Consider the following 14,898-nt stretch of genomic DNA (forward strand, 5'->3'; position numbering starts at 1 on the left):
TACTATATTAAAAAAAGTTTGCTATGATTGAATTAATGACAATTAAAAAGGAGCGTTTAGATTATGGATACAAGTAAGACATATCATTTTGTAGGAATTAAGGGTACGGGTATGTCCGCAATGGCCAGAATTCTTCGCGATAGAGGATGTACGGTTCAAGGCTCAGACATTGAAAAATACACTTTCACTCAAAGAGGTTTAGAACAAGCGGGAATTAAAGTTTTACCATTTGATGAGAATAATATTCATGAAGGATTAGTTGTAATTGCAGGGAATTCATTCGATGATAATCATCCTGAAATAAAAAAAGCCCATGAAATGGGTCTAGAAGTTTATCGTTATCATGAATTTTTAGGTAAAATGATTGAAGGACATACCAGTATTGGTGTTTGTGGTGCTCATGGTAAGACCAGTACAACTGGTTTGTTAGCACATGTTTTATCAGGAATTGCTCCTACTGATTATTTGATTGGTGATGGAACTGGTAAAGGGGTTCCTAATGCTAGATTCTTTGCATACGAAGCTGATGAATACAGAAGACATTTTCTAGCTACTAAACCCGATTATGCCATTATGACTAATATTGATTTCGATCATCCAGATTACTATACTGGTATTGATGATGTACGTAGTGCTTTTCAGACTTTTGCAAATCAAACCAAAAAAGGTATTTTTGCATGGGGTGACGATGTTAATCTTAGAAAATTGACTGCTAATGTACCAATTTATTATTATGGTACTGGTGAAAATGATGATTTTAGAGCAACTAATATCACTCGTAGTACTTCAGGATCATCATTCGATGTTGAATATCATGGTGAAAAATTAGGCCGTTTCCAAATTCATTTATATGGAGAACATAATGTTTTAAATTCATTAGCGGTTATTGCAGTTTCATACTTTGAACATGATAACTTAGATGAAATACGTAGAGAACTAGAAACATTTAAGGGTGTTAAACGTCGTTTCGCTCAAAGAAAAGTGGGCGATATGACTATTATTGATGATTATGCTCACCATCCATCAGAAATTAATGCTACTTTAGATGCTGCCAGACAAGAATATCCCAGCAAAAAAATTATTGCAGTTTTTCAGCCACATACTTTTAGTAGGACTATTGCTTATTTAGATGAATTTGCAGAAAGTTTAAACAAAGCAGATGATGTTTATATTACTAAAATTTATAGTTCACCACGTGAAAAAGCTGGAAAAGTATCCAGTGCTGATTTAGAAGCCAAAATAACTAAAAATGGTAGCTTAATTAAAGCAGAAAATATGTCTCCGCTATTAGATTATCATGATGCAGTTGTTGTATTCATGGGTGCTGGGGATATTCAAAAATATGAAAAAATTTATGAAGAATTGTTAAATGACGTTACAAATAATGTAAATTAAAAGAACTTGTATTATGGGTTCTTTGTTTGTTAAAATAAAATAAATCTTATGCTTTATATAAAGGAGGATTAATATATGAATAATTATGATCAAACAGGCCGTCGTATGGTAAATAATTCATTTGGTATGAATAAATTTTTAACAAAAACATATGGATGGATGGCTTTATCGGTCTTTATTTCAGGAATAGTTTCTTATCTAATGGGTTCTGTTTACCATGCTTCTTTAGGACTTGTTCCTAGTATTATTGGAATTGTTGTTTGGTTTGGTCTTGCTATGGCGACCTCTTCCATTGCAATGAAGAATTCTGCTCTGGGTTTTATCCTATTTATGGTATTTTCAGTGTTAACGGGAGGTCTATATTCGTACATTTTCATAGCTTATAGTACAACCGTTATTACGCAAGCCTTTTTAACTGCGACTGTGGATTTTGTTGTAATGGCATTAATAGGAGTTACTACCAAGAAAAGCTTAGATAAAATTGGAACACAAGCTTTAGGTGCACTTATTGCATTGATTATTGTAAGTATTATTAATGCATTCTTGAGAATCCCATTATTTGGTTTCGTTATTTCAATTATTGCAGTTATTATCTTCACAGTTTTAATTGCTTATGACAGTCAAAAAATTAAAGAAGCTTACAATGAATACGGTTCAGAAATGTCAGAAAATGGTTTAGCCATTTATGGTGCCATGACATTATATTTAGACTTTATTAATCTTTTCTTACAACTTTTAAGTATCTTTAGTGGTAATGATAGGGACTAGAATAAAAAAGATGGTGTTTTTACAACATCATCTTTTTTATTTTGTATATAATTAATAATATTAAAGAAAGTGTTAAAATTTAGTTAATATATAAATTATAAAAGGAGAATTTTATGGCTGATAAAAGATTATTATTGATAGATGGTAATAGTATAACTTATAAAGCCTTTTATGCTTTAATCAAACAAGTTGAACGTTTTACCAATAATAAGGGGATTCATACAAGTGCTATTTATGGTTTTAATAATATGCTTGATATTATGCTTGATAAAGTAAATCCTACCCATGCTTTAGTTGCATTTGATGCTGGAAAAACTACTTTTAGAACAAAAATGTATTCTGGTTATAAATCTGGAAGACATAAGACTCCTGAAGAATTATTAGAACAATTTAAATATGTAAAACAAATGTTAGACGCTCGTGGTATTAAGTCCTATGAATTAGATAATTATGAAGCAGATGACATAATTGGTACTTTATCTAAAAAAGCTGATGAAGCAGGATTTGAAACTACAGTTGTAACTGGTGATAATGATTTAACACAGTTATGTTCAGACAAGACGACAGTCTCTATTTCTAATCGTGGAGTATCAGGAGTGACTCATTATGATACTGATTATGTAAATGAATCCATGGGAATATCACCTTCACAAATTATTGATTGGAAGGCATTAAAGGGTGATTCTTCCGATAATTACCCTGGAGTTCAGGGTGTTGGAGATAAGACTTCTTTAAAATTGGTTAAGCAATTTGGTAGTGTAGAAAATTTGTATAATCATTTAGATGATGTAAGTGGTAAAAAACTAAAGGAACATTTAATTAATGACAAAGAAGAAGCATTTTTGGATAAGAAATTAGCACGTATTGACCGTGATGCTCCTGTTGACATAAAATTAAATGACTTGAACTATTTAGGTGATGATCGTGATAAACTAGTCAGTTTTTATCGTGAAATGAATTTCAGGAAATTTCTTAGTCAAATGGATTTTGATGAATCAAAATCTATGGAGCAAATCAAATATTTAGAAATTAATGATGAAACTTTAAAAGTTTTACCTGAACATGTTAATTCGGAAGTTACTTTTTATCTAGGAATAGATGGTGAAAATTATCATATTGATCCATTTATTGGTTTTGCTATTAAAATTAATGAAAATATTTATGCATCGGATAATGTTGATCTACTAAAAAGACCAGAGCTAAAGGATATCTTAGAAAGTGACAAAATAAAAAAAGATGTCTTTGATGCTAAAAGAACTTATGTTGGCTTAAATAGATTAAATATTAATTTGCATAATGTTAAATTTGATTTATTATTAGCATCTTATTTACTTAACACTAATGATAATAGTAATGATTTAGGAAAAGTAGCTAATGAGCATGATTATTTTGAAGTTCAATCTGATGATGATGTTTATGGTAAAGGTGCTAAACGTAAAATTCCATCTAAAGATAAGTTATTTGAACATTTTTCAAGAAAATTAAGGGCTATTGCTTCTTTAAAAGATAAATTATTTAATGGTTTAAAGGATAATGATCAATTAGACTTATATAATGATGTTGAACTACCACTTACATTTGTTTTGTCTAGAATGGAAATTGCGGGGATTGTTGTTGACAGTGATATCTTAAAACAAATGAGTAGTAAGCTTACAGAAAGGTTAAATGAAATCCAGCAAAAAATTTATAATGAAGCTGGAACTGAATTTAATATTGCATCACCTAAACAACTTGGTGAAATTTTATTTGAAAAATTGCACTTGCCAATTCTGAAAAAAACAAAAACAGGTTATTCTACAGCGGTTGATGTTTTAGAAAAGCTTGCTCCAGACTATCCAATTGTTCAAGCTGTATTAGACTATCGTCAAATAGCTAAAATCTTGTCGACTTATGTTGAAGGATTACTAAAAGATATACATCATGATGATCATAAAGTGCATACTAGATATTTACAGACTTTAACACAAACAGGGCGTTTGTCATCGGTAGATCCTAATTTACAAAATATTCCTGTTAGGACTGAAGAAGGACGAAAAATTAGACAAGCTTTTATTCCAAGTCATAAAGACTGGGAAATATTCTCATCTGATTATTCACAGATTGAATTACGTGTTTTAGCATCTATTTCAAATGATAAAAATATGCAAGATGAATTCGTTCACAATGATGATATTCATGCATCTACTGCTAGAAGAATATTTGGCCTATCTGATAATAGTGAAGTTACTCCAGAACTTAGAAGGCAAGCCAAAGCAGTTAATTTTGGAATTGTTTATGGAATCTCTGATTTTGGATTAGCCAAAAATACGGGTATTAGTCGTTTAGATGCTAAAAAATTTATTGAGAAATATTTTAATGAATATCCAGACGTTAAAAAATATATGGATGATGCCGTTAAAGCCGCAAAAGATAAAGGTTATGTTGAAACAATTTTAAATCGTCGTAGGTATTTGCCAGACATTAATTCTAGAAATTTTCATCAAAGATCATTTGCCGCTAGAACTGCCATGAATTCACCAATTCAAGGTAGTGCTGCTGATATTATTAAAATCGCTATGCTTAAGATGGAAAAAGCTTTAAATAACAATCACTTAAAAGCAAAAATGTTATTGCAAGTTCATGATGAATTAATATTTGAAGCACCTAAAGAAGAAATAGCTACTTTAAGCAAATTAGTACCTAAAGTAATGGATTCAGCAGTTAAATTACAAGTACCATTAAATGTTAAGAGCCATTACGGTAGTAATTGGTACAATATTAAATAAGGAAATGGGGTTTTTTAAATGCCTGAATTACCAGAAGTAGAAACTGTTAAAAAAGGATTAAATCAATTAGTAAAAGGAGCGCATATTAATAGTATTGATGTTTTATATCCTAAAATGATTAATGTTAGTCCTGAAAAATTAAAAGTTACTTTAACTAATCAAAATATTAAAAAAATAGATAGAAGAGGAAAATACTTACTTTTTCGTTTTTCTAATGATATGACATTAGTTTCTCATCTAAGAATGGAAGGGAAATATGATGTTGAGCCTGAGGGCACTAAGCCAACTAAACATACACACGTCATTTTTCATTTGAATGATGATCGAGAATTGAGATACAAAGATAGTCGTAAATTTGGCAGAATGTATTTAATAAAAAACGGGGATGAACATACTTTGTCAGGACTAGGAACAATAGGGCCTGAACCTACTGATGATGATTTAACATTTGATTATATGAAATCAATTATGAATAAAGGTAGGGGTAAAATAAAACCATTTTTATTAAACCAAAGTCATATTGCTGGTTTAGGTAACATTTATTGTGATGAAGTTTTATGGTTAAGTAAAATTCATCCTGAAACTATTACTAATACAATTCCAGATAGCCAAATAATGGAACTTAGAAAAAACATTATTGAAGAAATTAAAATGGCAATTAAAGGACATGGTACTACTGTTCATTCATATTCAAATGCATATGGAGAAGCTGGTCAGTTTCAAAATAACTTGCATGTTTATGGAAGAGCTGGAAAACCATGTGAAAGATGCGAAACTAAATTAGAAAAAATTAAGGTGGCTCAAAGAGGAACAACGTTCTGCCCTAATTGTCAAATTAAAGTGATTCAAAATGGTTAAAGTGATTGGATTAACAGGTGGAATTGCAACTGGAAAATCTAATGTTTCTGATTTTTTATCAAAAATGGGATATCAAATAATTGATGCTGATAAAATAACTTATCAACTACAACAAAAAGGTAGTGATTGCTTAAATGCAATTATAGAATATTTTGGGAATAGTATTTTAAAAAAAAATGGTGAATTAAATCGTTCAAATTTAGCTAAGCTGGTTTTTGGTAATAGAGATAATCTAACTAAATTAATGCGAATTATGGACCCCTATATTAGATCTAATGTTCAGTCAATTATTGATAACACAAATGAAAAAATAGTTATATTTGATGCACCTACCTTATTTGAAAATGGATACTCTTTTATGTGTGATATGATTATGGTTGTTACTTGTACGCCTATCAATCAGTTGAATAGATTACAATTAAGAAATAATTTTAGTATTTCTGATTCAATTAAGCGAATCAAAAGCCAATGGCCCTTGGAATTTAAAGAAAAATTAGCAGATTATTTAATAGATAGTAATGGTTCGATTATGCAAACACGCAATCAAGTGATAAAATTGTTTAATAAAATAGATAACTAATATATTTGAGGTGACAATTAATGCAATGTCCTCATTGCCATAAAAATTCATCTAGAGTAGTAGATAGTCGTCCTACTGAGAATGGACAAGTTATTCGTCGCCGCAGAGAGTGTGAAAAATGTGGCTATAGATATACTACTTTTGAAAGAATTGAACAAACACCATTATTAGTAGTTAAAAATAATGGTAACAGAGAAGAATTTAATCGTGAAAAAGTGCTAAAAGGAATTATTAGATCAGCAGAAAAACGGCCAGTTTCTATGGATTCAATGAAAAATATTGTTGATAATGTTGAATCTAAAATTAGAGCTATGGGTGAGAATGAAATTCCAAGTCAATCTATTGGGGAATATGTCATGAAAGAATTAGTAAATGTTGATGAAATTGCATATATTAGATTTGCTAGTGTATATCGACAATTTAAAGATATGACAGTTTTTTATAATGAATTAAAAGAAGTTTTAGATAATGATCATCAAAAGAGTCGAAAAAATAACGGAGAATAATTATGGAAGAATGGCGTAATATTAGTCCTCAAGATAATTTTATTCTAACTTCTGATTATTTTATTTCTAATTTGGAAAGAAAAGCTTTAGATATTCTTTATCAACCAATTATTGGTGTTAATGCCTATGCTTTAATAAATAATCTTTGGAGAATTTATGAACGAGACAAAGACTTTGAACAGCATTTAAATTTTGAATTGCTCGCTTATTTAAATATTGACGTCCAAACTTTTTATGATTCTAGGTTAAAGCTTGAGGGCGCTGGATTAATAAAAACTTATGTAAATGATAATCATCGTTATGTATATAAATTGATAAAGCCACTTGATATTAATCAATTTTTTAATGATGATTTATTGAGTGTTACTTTATTGCAAACTATTGGTGAAGACCGTTATGAAGATATTGTTAATGATGTAATAATAGATAAGTACAACTTAGAAAATTATAATGACATTTCAAAAAATTTCCTACAAGTTTTTCGTATTAAAAGCAGTGAATTATCTAATACTCCTCAAAATGTTGGTAAAGCAAAAAAATTAGTTGCTAATTCGACAGAATCTGGTACAAATGATATTGAAAATTCTGATGATTTTGATTTTAGTTTAGTGTTATCAATTTTGGAAAAATCTTTTGTTAATATTTCTGATGTTAAGAAAAATCATCATTTAATAAATTCTGAACATGTATTGTACGGTATTGATGAACCAGAAATGGCCAGATTTATTGAAAAAGCTACTAATGTTAATAATAATGTTTTTGATCCAAATAAACTAAAATTGTTGGTTAATAGGGACTTTACTACTAATAATGTTAGCTTTGGTGAAGATGACAGAAAGACTTATTTATCTGATAATAATAAACTTGATAAAGGTGAAAAACAGATAGTTAGTATGGCAAAAGAAATTGCTCCACTAGATTTTCTGCAAGGGTTGAAAAAACAGGTGGATGGATTTGTTCATGATAATGAAACTAGGACGATTCGTGATGTAATGCATGTTTCTGTATTAAAGCCTGAAGTGATAAATATGGTTACTTACCATATAATTATTGATCAAAGAAAATCTGGATTAAGCAGAAACCTATTTACTACGATTGCTGATAACTGGTCACAAAAAGGTATTAGAACAGCTGAAGATGCTGTTGCAGAAATTAGGAATCGCAAAAAAGCATCTGATGAGAAGAAACGTGAGCATAAAAGAAAATATCGTAAACCGATTAAGGAAGAATTACCTGATTGGGCTAAAGATGAACATAAAAATAAGGCAAAAGATAATACAAATTCTATGCCTGATGAATCTAGAAAGAAAGAATTAGAAGATAAACTAAAAAGAATTAGAAGCTGGGGTAAAAAGTGAGGGTAGATAATGGAAAATTTAAGTGATGAGCTATCAAAACTAATGATTAATAAAAAATTTGGTGAGCAATTTAAACGGCTTGCAAAAGACGTTTTAAATGATAGAGATGTGAATACCTTCTTAAAGGTTAATAAGGAAAAACTAGATCACCAAACTATTATTAAATCTATTTCTAAATTATATGAATTTGTTAACGAGCGTGATAAAGTTATTTCTGGAAAAAATTCAACAATTCCAGGATATGAACCAAAACTAGAGCTTAGTAAAGATGCTATCAATGTTGCTTATGTTCCAACTAAAAGTAAATTAGCTTCTATAAAAGACAATAAAATGTTTAAAAGAATGCATTTAATTTCTTTGCCTAGTGGATTACGTAAAGTTAATTTAGAAAAGTTTTATACCGACAATGATCATGCACGTGAAAATGCATATGATGATGTATTGCAATTTATTGGAGATTACGAGCAAAATCATAAAGCATATCACCAAGGAATTTATCTATATGGTGAATTTGGAGTTGGCAAAACATTCTTAATGGCTGCGATGGCAAATGAGTTAGTTAGGAATGGATACGAAGTAATGCTTTTACATTTTCCTAGCTTTGTTACTGAAATGAAAAATTCTATCAAAAATAATACTGTCGCTAAAAAATTAGATAGAATTAAGCAAATGCCATTACTTATATTAGATGATATTGGTGCTGATGATATGTCTTCTTGGATTAGAGATGACATATTTAGTGTAATATTAGAATATAGAATGCAAAATTCATTATCTACATTTTTCACATCTAATTACTCAATGTCCGATTTTGAAACTAAGCATCTTAAATTTAATAATAAAGGTGACGAAGAACCTCTAAAAGCTAAAAGAATTATGCAAAGAATTCGTTTCTTGTCTAAAGAGGTGAAAATAACTGGAGATAATCGTCGTCCACAATAAAATAATCTTGACATTTGATCCTTAATGAATCATAATATCATGTATAGAAGATATAATTTAATCATCTAAATTTTCAGGGAGAAGAAACATTAACTGTAAGTTTCTTCATATTTAATTTTTAAATTACCACTTTTATACAAATTTAGAGGATAATTCTAAATCGGGTAGTTACTGTTAAAGACTAATTATGAGGTCTATATATAATTTATGTAGATAGAATTCGGGTGGAACCACGTAAACTTACGTCCCTAGTATCACTTTTTGTGATGCTAGGGACTTTTTTATTCCTTTTCCCGTTATAAATTAATAAAAGAGGAGAGATATTTATGTCTAAGCTTTCTTTTGAATTTCCAGATGGAAATGTAAAGGATTTTGATGAAGGTGTAACTACTGAAGATATTGCTAAATCTATCTCCATTAGTTTAGCTAAAAAGGCCGTTGCCGGAAAAATTGACGATAAAATGGTTGATGTTAACTTACCATTGAAATCAGGTGGTAAAGTTGAAATTGTAACTAAAGACTCTGATGATGGCCTAAAGGTACTACGTCAAACAGCTGCTCAATTATTAAAAGCTGCATTAGCAGATCAATTTACTAATATTCAATTTGGTGAAAGCACTTCTGATGAAGATGGATTCTTTGTTGATACTGATAAAAGAGAAACTCAAGTTAGTGCTGATGAATTACCTCAACTTGAAGAACGTATGCATAAAATGGTTAAAAACAACGTTAAAATTGAACGTAAAGTTTTAAGTAAAGAAGATGCTTTAAAACAAGTTGATGGTGATCCATACCAAGCTAAGTTAGTTAATAAATTAGCTAATAATGAACAAGTTGTATTTTATCAAATTGGTGATTATTTAGGCTTAGGTGAAGGTGTCGTTCTTCCATCCGCTAAACAAGTTAAAGAATTTAAATTATTATCAGTTGCTGGTGCATACTGGGAAGGTAAATCATCTAATCCAATGTTACAAAGGATTTTTGCAACTGCATTTTATAAGAAAGCAGACTTAGATGCTGATGTTAAAAAGCGTCAAGAAGCTAAGGAACGTGATCATCGTGTTATTGGTAATAAACTAGACCTATTCTTTGTTGATCCTAAGGTTGGTGCAGGTTTAGCATATTGGATGCCTAATGGTGCTACTGTTCGTCGTGTTGTTGAAAGATATATTGTTGACAAAGAATTGGCTAATGGTTACGAACATGTTATTACTCCAGTTCTTATGAATCTTGATGCTTATAAAACTTCAGGACATTGGGCACATTATCGTGATGATATGTTCCCACCAATGGACATGGGAGATGGCGAAGAACTAGAATTACGTCCTATGAATTGTCCAAGTCACATTCAAATCTATAAACATCACATTCGTTCATACCGTGAACTTCCAATTCGTATTGCTGAATTAGGTATGATGCATAGATATGAAAAATCAGGTGCTTTATCAGGATTACAACGTGTTCGTGAAATGACTTTAAATGATGGACACACATTCTTAGCAATTGATCAAATTCAAGATGAATTTAAGAAGATATTGCATCTAATGACTGAAGTATACAAAGATTTTGATATTAGTAATTATCACTTTAGATTAAGTTATCGTGATCCTAAAAACACTGAAAAGTATTTTGATGATGATGAAATGTGGAATAAGTCTCAATCAATGCTTAAGGGTGCCATGGATGATTTAGGACTAGAATATGTTGAAGCAGAAGGTGAAGCTGCATTCTATGGTCCTAAACTTGATGTTCAAACATATACAGCTATGGGTAATGAAGAAACATTATCTACTATTCAGTTAGACTTTATGTTGCCTGAAAGATTTGATTTACATTATGTTGGTGAAGATGGTAAAGAACACCGTCCAGTTATGATGCACCGTGGTTTAGTTTCAACTATGGAAAGATTTATTGCTTATCTAATTGAAGTTTATAAAGGTGCTTTCCCAACATGGTTAGCTCCTCATCAAGTTAAGATTATTCCTGTAAGTATGGATAAACATGGTGATTATGCTAAAAAGATTAATGAAAAATTAGTTAAAATGGGCATTCGCTCAAGTGTTGACGACCGTAATGAAAAAATGGGTTACTTAATTCGTGATGCTCAAACTAATAAGATTCCTTATACATTAGTTGTTGGTGATAATGAAATGAATTCCAATAGCGTTTCTGTACGTAAATACAGTGAAAAAGATAGTAAAGATGAATCTTTTGATGAATTTACTAAAGAGATTCAAAATGATATTGATAATTATTCTAGAGGGAATAAATAATTTGTTGACAATGAATTATTTATTTGGTAGTATTAAATTATCGAAAAAGCAGAAGCCTTCCCGCTTCTCGCCTCAGTGACAATTAAGTTGCTAGGCATGATATCGGATGAACCTTTGTTTATTTTACAAAGGACAGATGCGGGAGCCTTCTTAGGTTCCCGCATTTTTTCTGCTTTTTAATATACTTGGAGGTGAATTACCATAGCAAACGATATGATGGTTAATGATGGAATTCGAGCACGTGAAGTTCGTTTAATTGGTGCAAATGGTGATCAATTAGGAGTTAAGTCAAAGGCGGAAGCAATGAAACTTGCTGAAGATGCAGGATTAGATCTTGTAGTTGTAGCTCCTAAAGCTAAGCCTATGGTTGCTAAAGTATTAGATTACGGTAAATACCGCTTTGAACAACAAAAGAAAGCTCGTCAAGCTCGTAAGAAACAAAAAGTTGTCAGTGTTAAGGAAATTAGACTTAGCCCAACTATTGATACTAATGATTTCAACACTAAGTTGAAAAGAACTCAAAAGTTCTTATCAAAAGGTGAAAAAGTTCGAGTATCAATTCGTTTCAAGGGACGTGCCATCACACATAAAGAAATTGGTCGTGATGTGTTAAACAGAATGGCAGAATCTACATCAGAAGTTGCTAATGTTACTCAACGAGCAAAAATGGATGGAAGAAGTATGTTCCTAATGCTCGCACCTAAATCAAGCGATAAAAAATAGTTAGTATTTATATAATACTTTAAAGAATTTAAGGGAGGATTTCACAATGCCAAAGACTAAAACAAATCGTGCTATTGCTAAGCGTTTCAAAAAGACCGCTAAGGGTGGTTTAAAGAGTGCTAATGCATTTACAAGTCACCGTTTCCATGGTAAGACAAAGAAACAACGTCGTAACCTACGTGGAACTAGCATGATCAATAAGACAACTGCTAATAAATACGAAAAAATGTTTTAATTAATAAGACATAATTATAGGAGGATTTAAACATGCCAAGAGTTAAGGGTGGAACAGTTACTCATGCACGTCGTAAACGTGTTTTAAAACAAGCTAAGGGTTACCGTGAAGGTAAACACAGTCTTTTCAAGACTGCTAAAGACCAAGTTATGAAGTCACGCGAATACGCATTCCGTGATCGTAAAGCAAACAAAAGTAATTTCAGAAGATTATGGATTGCTCGTATTAACGCAGCAGCTCGTATGAATGGATTAAGCTACAGTAAATTAATGCACGGTTTGAAACTTTCAAACATTGAAATGAACCGTAAAATGTTAGCTGATTTAGCTGTAAATGACGAAAAAGCATTTGCTTCATTAGCCGAAACTGCTAAGAAAGCTGTTAAATAATTTTTAAAAATAAAACTTTCACCACTTAAGGTAAGTAGGTGGGAGTTTTTTTCTTATTAAATAATTAATTAAAATTGCTTACTTTACATATATTTATTAAGAGGAGTTTTATTATTATGATATCTAAATTTAAACCAACCTGGATGATACCTATGATTTATAATATATCACCAGTTAAGTTGGAAGATATGGGAATAAAATATGTTTTTACAGATTTGGATAATACATTAATTCCGTGGAATAATCCATATGGTACTCCTCAGCTTAGAAAGTGGTTAAATGATCTAAGCAAACATAATATTGAACTTGTTGTTATATCTAATAATAAACGATCAAGAGTGAAAAAAGCTTTAGAAATGCTAGATTTAGATTTTATATCTAGATCTTTAAAACCATTTCCAAATGGTATTAACAAGGCATTAAAAAAATATCACTTAAATAAAAAACAAGTTATAATGGTTGGAGATCAACTTTTAACTGATGTTTGGGCATCCAATAATGCTGGAGTTAGAAGTGTCTTAGTTAAACCATTAATTGAAACGGATGCTTGGAATACAAAGCCAAATCGTTTTATTGAAAAAAAGATTTGGAAAAAGTTAAATAAAAAATATGTTGATTTAAAATGGCAGGAGGATATTAATGACTGAAAATTTAGAAAACGAAGATTTGCGTTGTATTGGATGTGGAGCTCAAATTCAAACGGATACTCCTGATGAATTAGGCTATACTCCTAAATCAGCTTTAGATAAAGGAAAAGAAACTGGTGAAATTTACTGTCAAAGATGTTTTAGATTGCGTCACTATAATGAAATTTCTCCTGTAAGTTTGACTGATGATGATTTCTTAGCACTTTTAAATCAAATTAGAGATGCTAATGCATTAATTGTTTATTTAGTAGATATCTTTGATTTTAATGGTAGTTTAATTCCAGGACTGCATCGTTTTGTTGGTGATAATCCAATTATGTTAGTTGGAAATAAGGCCGATCTTTTACCAAAATCATTAAAAAATCGTAAATTAAGAGACTGGATTAGACAACGTTCTAATGAGGCAGGAATTAGACCTATTGATGTTGAACTAGTCTCAGCTAGAACAAATGAATCCGTAGATAATTTATTAACTAATATTGATAAATATCGTAAAAACAGAGATGTTTATGTTGTCGGTGTAACTAATGTTGGTAAATCAACTTTAATTAATCAAATTATTAAACAAAACACCGGGATAAAAGAACTAATCACAACTTCAAGATTTCCTGGAACTACTTTAGATAAGATTAGTATTGATTTAGAAGATGGACATAAACTGGTCGATACTCCTGGTATCATCCATAAAGAACAAATGGCTCACTACCTTACTGGTAATGATTTAAAAGTTGTTGAACCTCAGAAACAAACTAAGCCTAAAGTATATCAATTAAATCCTGAACAAACCTTATTTTTTGGCGGAGTTGCCAGATTTGATTACATCAATGGTGATAAAAAGCATGGATTTACAATTTATGTAGAGAATAATCTTTTTATTCATAGAACTAAACTTATTAATGCAGATGAATTTTACAGTAAACATTTTGGGGGAATTTTAACACCACCTAGTAATGATTCTATTGAAGATTTTCCAGAATTAGTTCGATATGAATTTAAGACTAATCAGAAAAGTGATTTAGTAATTGAAGGATTAGGTTGGATCACTGTTCCTTCAAATGTTGTAATAGCTGGTTGGGCTCCAAAGGGAGTTTCTGTATTGATAAGAAAAGCAATGATTTAATTATTAAGGAGAGTTAGTATAAATGAAGTTAAGAGGTAAACAAAAACGTTATTTAAGATCACAAGCCAATCGTATGAGACCTTTATTTTCTGTTGGTAAAAATGGACTAAATGAAGTATGGTTAGATCAGATTTTAGATGCATTACAAAGAAGAGAGCTAATTAAAATTAATATTCAACAAAATGCTGATGAAAGTGTATCAGATGTCAAATCATTTATTGAAGAAAATAGTAATATAGATGTAGTTCAAACAATTGGAAAAACACTATTACTGTTTATGCCAGCAAGTAAAGAGAAATTTCAAAACTACTCTGTAGAAGTTAAAAATATTTAAAGAGC

The 14,898-nt window shown here is 30.4% G+C and carries 15 protein-coding genes and 1 other annotated feature; all 15 genes read left to right on the forward strand.

The features are described 5' to 3' along the window. Positions 1-63 precede the first annotated feature (63 nt). The 15 genes from murC (at position 64) to yhbY (ending at position 14,893) form a co-directional block, all read left to right on the forward strand. A complete protein-coding gene (gene murC / locus C7N44_RS00240; RefSeq protein ID WP_105955918.1) occupies positions 64-1,395 on the forward strand; it encodes a UDP-N-acetylmuramate--L-alanine ligase in 1,332 nt (443 codons plus the stop codon). A gap of 75 nt (positions 1,396-1,470) precedes the next feature. Further along, a complete protein-coding gene (locus C7N44_RS00245; protein WP_105955919.1) occupies positions 1,471-2,163 on the forward strand; it encodes a Bax inhibitor-1/YccA family protein in 693 nt (230 codons plus the stop codon). Positions 2,164-2,276: 113 nt separating this feature from the next. Continuing rightward, complete coding sequence (gene polA, locus C7N44_RS00250; protein WP_105955920.1) at positions 2,277-4,928, forward strand: DNA polymerase I; 2,652 nt, start codon at positions 2,277-2,279, stop codon at positions 4,926-4,928. Positions 4,929-4,946: 18 nt separating this feature from the next. After that, a complete protein-coding gene (gene mutM / locus C7N44_RS00255) occupies positions 4,947-5,786 on the forward strand; it encodes a bifunctional DNA-formamidopyrimidine glycosylase/DNA-(apurinic or apyrimidinic site) lyase (protein WP_105955921.1) in 840 nt (279 codons plus the stop codon). Continuing rightward, positions 5,779-6,366 (forward strand): dephospho-CoA kinase, encoded by a 588-nt coding sequence (coaE, locus tag C7N44_RS00260; protein ID WP_105955922.1) that lies wholly within the window; start codon positions 5,779-5,781, stop codon positions 6,364-6,366. Before mutM ends, coaE begins: the two co-directional genes overlap by 8 nt. Before the next feature lie 20 nt (positions 6,367-6,386). Next, complete coding sequence (nrdR, locus tag C7N44_RS00265; protein ID WP_105955923.1) at positions 6,387-6,872, forward strand: transcriptional regulator NrdR; 486 nt, start codon at positions 6,387-6,389, stop codon at positions 6,870-6,872. Positions 6,873-6,874: 2 nt separating this feature from the next. Then, complete coding sequence (locus tag C7N44_RS00270; protein WP_105955924.1) at positions 6,875-8,230, forward strand: replication initiation and membrane attachment family protein; 1,356 nt, start codon at positions 6,875-6,877, stop codon at positions 8,228-8,230. 9 nt (positions 8,231-8,239) lie between these two features. Continuing rightward, complete coding sequence (gene dnaI, locus C7N44_RS00275; RefSeq protein WP_105955925.1) at positions 8,240-9,172, forward strand: primosomal protein DnaI; 933 nt, start codon at positions 8,240-8,242, stop codon at positions 9,170-9,172. A 326-nt stretch (positions 9,173-9,498) separates the two neighbouring features. Continuing rightward, positions 9,499-11,445 (forward strand): threonine--tRNA ligase, encoded by a 1,947-nt coding sequence (gene thrS, locus C7N44_RS00280; RefSeq protein WP_105955926.1) that lies wholly within the window; start codon positions 9,499-9,501, stop codon positions 11,443-11,445. Positions 11,446-11,485: 40 nt separating this feature from the next. Then, positions 11,486-11,621, forward strand: a sequence feature (ribosomal protein L20 leader region). Between the two features lie 37 nt (positions 11,622-11,658). After that, the gene (gene infC, locus C7N44_RS00285; RefSeq protein ID WP_105955927.1) at positions 11,659-12,168 is read left to right on the forward strand and encodes a translation initiation factor IF-3; all 510 of its coding nucleotides are present in this window, start codon (positions 11,659-11,661) and stop codon (positions 12,166-12,168) included. Positions 12,169-12,214: 46 nt separating this feature from the next. Further along, entirely contained in the window at positions 12,215-12,403 is a 189-nt protein-coding gene (gene rpmI, locus C7N44_RS00290; protein ID WP_105955928.1) for a 50S ribosomal protein L35, read from the forward strand. A gap of 32 nt (positions 12,404-12,435) precedes the next feature. Further along, entirely contained in the window at positions 12,436-12,792 is a 357-nt protein-coding gene (gene rplT / locus C7N44_RS00295; protein ID WP_105955929.1) for a 50S ribosomal protein L20, read from the forward strand. 116 nt (positions 12,793-12,908) lie between these two features. Beyond that, positions 12,909-13,439, forward strand: a complete 531-nt coding sequence (locus tag C7N44_RS00300) for a YqeG family HAD IIIA-type phosphatase (RefSeq protein ID WP_105955930.1) — start codon at positions 12,909-12,911, stop codon at positions 13,437-13,439. Further along, complete coding sequence (yqeH, locus tag C7N44_RS00305; protein WP_105955931.1) at positions 13,432-14,559, forward strand: ribosome biogenesis GTPase YqeH; 1,128 nt, start codon at positions 13,432-13,434, stop codon at positions 14,557-14,559. Before C7N44_RS00300 ends, yqeH begins: the two co-directional genes overlap by 8 nt. A gap of 22 nt (positions 14,560-14,581) precedes the next feature. After that, positions 14,582-14,893 carry a ribosome assembly RNA-binding protein YhbY gene (yhbY, locus tag C7N44_RS00310; RefSeq protein WP_105955932.1) on the forward strand — a complete coding sequence of 104 codons (312 nt, stop codon included), beginning with the start codon at positions 14,582-14,584 and terminating at the stop codon, positions 14,891-14,893. The last annotated feature ends 5 nt before the right edge of the window (positions 14,894-14,898 follow it).

The sequence above is a fragment of the Apilactobacillus quenuiae genome, assembly GCF_002994005.1.
GTDB lineage: Bacteria > Bacillota > Bacilli > Lactobacillales > Lactobacillaceae > Apilactobacillus > Apilactobacillus quenuiae.

Bases quoted from the DNA above. Each gene is read 5' to 3' on its own strand.
- C7N44_RS00300 (WP_105955930.1), top strand. From the start codon at position 12,909: ATGATATCTAAATTTAAACCAACCTGGATGATACCTATGATTTATAAT.
- C7N44_RS00245 (WP_105955919.1), top strand. From the start codon at position 1,471: ATGAATAATTATGATCAAACAGGCCGTCGTATGGTAAATAATTCATTT.
- yqeH (WP_105955931.1), top strand. From the start codon at position 13,432: ATGACTGAAAATTTAGAAAACGAAGATTTGCGTTGTATTGGATGTGGA.
- infC (WP_105955927.1), top strand. From the start codon at position 11,659: ATGATGGTTAATGATGGAATTCGAGCACGTGAAGTTCGTTTAATTGGT.
- yhbY (WP_105955932.1), top strand. From the start codon at position 14,582: ATGAAGTTAAGAGGTAAACAAAAACGTTATTTAAGATCACAAGCCAAT.
- C7N44_RS00270 (WP_105955924.1), top strand. From the start codon at position 6,875: ATGGAAGAATGGCGTAATATTAGTCCTCAAGATAATTTTATTCTAACT.
- murC (WP_105955918.1), top strand. From the start codon at position 64: ATGGATACAAGTAAGACATATCATTTTGTAGGAATTAAGGGTACGGGT.
- mutM (WP_105955921.1), top strand. From the start codon at position 4,947: ATGCCTGAATTACCAGAAGTAGAAACTGTTAAAAAAGGATTAAATCAA.
- dnaI (WP_105955925.1), top strand. From the start codon at position 8,240: ATGGAAAATTTAAGTGATGAGCTATCAAAACTAATGATTAATAAAAAA.
- polA (WP_105955920.1), top strand. From the start codon at position 2,277: ATGGCTGATAAAAGATTATTATTGATAGATGGTAATAGTATAACTTAT.
- rpmI (WP_105955928.1), top strand. From the start codon at position 12,215: ATGCCAAAGACTAAAACAAATCGTGCTATTGCTAAGCGTTTCAAAAAG.
- coaE (WP_105955922.1), top strand. From the start codon at position 5,779: ATGGTTAAAGTGATTGGATTAACAGGTGGAATTGCAACTGGAAAATCT.
- thrS (WP_105955926.1), top strand. From the start codon at position 9,499: ATGTCTAAGCTTTCTTTTGAATTTCCAGATGGAAATGTAAAGGATTTT.
- rplT (WP_105955929.1), top strand. From the start codon at position 12,436: ATGCCAAGAGTTAAGGGTGGAACAGTTACTCATGCACGTCGTAAACGT.
- nrdR (WP_105955923.1), top strand. From the start codon at position 6,387: ATGCAATGTCCTCATTGCCATAAAAATTCATCTAGAGTAGTAGATAGT.